2 protein-coding genes and 1 pseudogene are annotated in these 2,679 nt (G+C 66.3%); all 3 read left to right on the forward strand.

What is annotated here, in order from left to right; all coding sequences use genetic code 11:
- Window positions 1-276 (forward strand): annotated as a pseudogene (locus JK364_RS54045) (hypothetical protein); the annotation flags it as partial.
- A 144-nt stretch (window positions 277-420) separates the two neighbouring features.
- Window positions 421-1,533: a histidinol-phosphate transaminase gene (locus tag JK364_RS54050; RefSeq protein WP_201858821.1), complete on the forward strand. Its 1,113-nt coding sequence runs from the start codon at window positions 421-423 to the stop codon at window positions 1,531-1,533.
- Window positions 1,534-1,750: 217 nt separating this feature from the next.
- A protein-coding gene (locus JK364_RS54055; protein WP_372462113.1) for an IS5 family transposase occupies window positions 1,751-2,610 on the forward strand; the annotation gives its coding sequence in 2 pieces (ribosomal slippage) (window positions 1,751-2,117 and window positions 2,117-2,610; 861 coding nt in all).
- The last annotated feature ends 69 nt before the right edge of the window (window positions 2,611-2,679 follow it).

Here is a 2,679-nt window from a genome sequence, read left to right on the forward strand (position 1 = left end):
CAGCTCGCGCTCGTCGAGCTGTTCCCCGTCGGCGTCCGTTCCTCGGCGAGCGGGCTTGGTTACAACGTCGCCTATGCACTCTTTGGAGGCACCGCCCCCTACATCGCGACGTGGCTGGTCGGCAACGGCCATTCGTCGTGGCCGGGGTTCTACCTCTCGACCCTGTGTTGCCTCTCCGTGGTGGCTGCGGCCCTCGGAATCGGCAACCGGGTGCGGAGCAACTCCGAGTCCGTCGAGACGGTCGGATCGGACATCAGCCCGCAGCGAGCATCCTGAACAACCGCTTGGCAAGGTCGGCATGAATGTGAGGGGGCGTTGACCCCCTCCGTTCTCACAGCTCGATGCGGCCGGCACAGGAGACGATGAAGCCCGTCGGTGGGCCGAAGATGGGCCCGCCGCCTCATGAAGGGGAGGCCGCTCATGACCACGCTTGATGCGCTGCCACTGCGGCAGGAACTGCGCGACCGTCGGGCGTATGGAGCCCCGCAGATCGCCACAGCGGTCAAGCTGAACACGAACGAGAGCCCGTTCCCCCCGCCGCAGGCCCTGCTCGATGCCATCGGTGAATCCTTGAGGGCCGCGGCCTCGGACCTGCATCGCTACCCTGACCCGGACGCCGGTGCGCTTCGGCGCGATCTCGCCGGGTATGTATCGCAAACGGACGGTGCGGAGGTCTCCGCCCAGAACATCTGGGTGGCCAACGGCTCGAACGAGGTCATGCAGCACGTCCTGCAGGCCTTTGGCGGCCCGGGCCGCTCAGCCATGGGATTCGAGCCGACCTATTCCATGTACCGACACCTCACCCTCGGGACCGGCACAAGGTGGATGGCCGAGCAGCGGGGCGACGACTTCTCTCTCAACCTGATCGATGCACGCCGCGCCATCGTCGAACGCCGTCCGGACGTGGTCGTCATCGCCAACCCCAACAGCCCCGACGGGGGCTCGGTGAGCCTCGAAGGCATAGAAACACTAGTGACCGCGGCTCCCGGCATTGTCGTCGTCGACGAGGCGTACGTCGAGTTCTCCGCTCAGACGAGCGCGACGACGCTGGTCGAGCGGCACCCTACGAAGCTCATGGTGTCACGGACCCTGAGTAAGGCTTTCGGCATGGCCGGGATACGCCTTGGCTACCTTGTGGCGCATCCGGCTGTTGTCGAGGCGATGCGCCTGGTCCGGTTGCCGTACCACCTCTCGACGTTTACCCAGGCGGCCGCTCGAGCAGCACTGTCACACCATCAGCGCATGGCGGAAACGGTGCGGTTGCTGATCGCGGAGCGACGACGGGTGACTCAGGAACTGACATCGCTCGGGTTTACGGTCGCCCCCAGCGACGGCAACTTCCTCCTGTTCGGATCATTCCCCGATGCGGCCGCGGCCTGGAACCGCTACGTCGACCGCGGGGTATTGTTGAGGGACGTGGGCATCGACGGGCACCTGCGTACGGCCATCGGGTCCCCGACCGAGAATGACGCGTTCCTCGCCGCGTCATCGGCGATCAGAAACTCCGTTCCCACCCGGCGGCCCGGCACCTGATCTGCTCGCGGACGGCAAGGTAGGGCACCTTCAGCGCGGCCTGTTCGGAGGGGAAGTACAGCATCTCCCCTACCGCAAGGAAGACACCGGCGGTGCCGCCAGCCATCGCCAAGCGCCCATGCGATCGTTGCTGACGCTCTCCAAGACCGCAACGGCGTCGGAACCGACGCTAGGGTCCGTCTTCAAAGATCATTGGGTGGTGGATCATGGTGCGGTGATACGTCGCCATGAACTCACCGATCGGGAGTGGGAGTTACTCGCTCCCCTCATACCGCGGGCCGCGACAGGCCGTCCGCGCGTGGGGGACCGGCAGGTCGTCAACGGGATGGTCTACAAGATCCGGACCGGGATCTCCTGGCGCGACCTGCCGGAACGCTACGGCTCATGGCAGACGGTCTACACCCGCTTTCGTCGCTACGCCCTGGACGGCGTGTTCACCCGGGCCCTCCAGCAGATCCAGGCACGCGCGGACGCAGCCGGCGACATCGACTGGCTCGTCCAGATCGACTCCACCATCGTCCGCGCCCACCAGCACGCCGCCGCGACGGGGCGAAAAGGGGGATCCACCGGCCGGACGAACCGGACGATCACGCCCTCGGCCGATCCCGAGGCGGACTGACCACCAAAATCCACCTCGCCTGCGACGGCCGCGGTCGTCCCCTCGCCGTCCTGCTGACCCCAGGCGAACGCCACGACAGCATCTGCGCACGCCCCCTCCTGGAACGGATCCGGGTCCCGCGCACCGGCCTCGGCCGCCCCCGCTGCAGACCCGACCAGGTGGTCGCCGACAAGGCCTACAGTTCCCGCGGCTTCCGCGCCTACCTGCGACGACGCGGCATCGCGTGCACCATCCCGGAGAAGAACGACCAGCAGAGACACCGCCACAACCGCGGTCGCCACGGAGGCCGGCCACCCGCATTCGACCGGCACATCTACCGCCGACGCAACGTCGTCGAACGCTCCTTCAATCAGCTCAAAGGCTTCCGTGGCATCGCCACCAGATACGACAAGACCGCCACCTCCTACGAAACAGCGGTCAGTCTCGCGTCATTTCTGCTCTGGGCAAGATCCGTTTGAAGACGAACCCTAGTGCCCAGGACCAGGGAGTGAGCATTTTCAGCGTTGCCCCTCCAGAGTGAGTACTGC

It is taken from the genome of Streptomyces endocoffeicus, assembly GCF_016741935.1.
GTDB classification, from domain to species: domain Bacteria; phylum Actinomycetota; class Actinomycetes; order Streptomycetales; family Streptomycetaceae; genus Streptomyces; species Streptomyces endocoffeicus.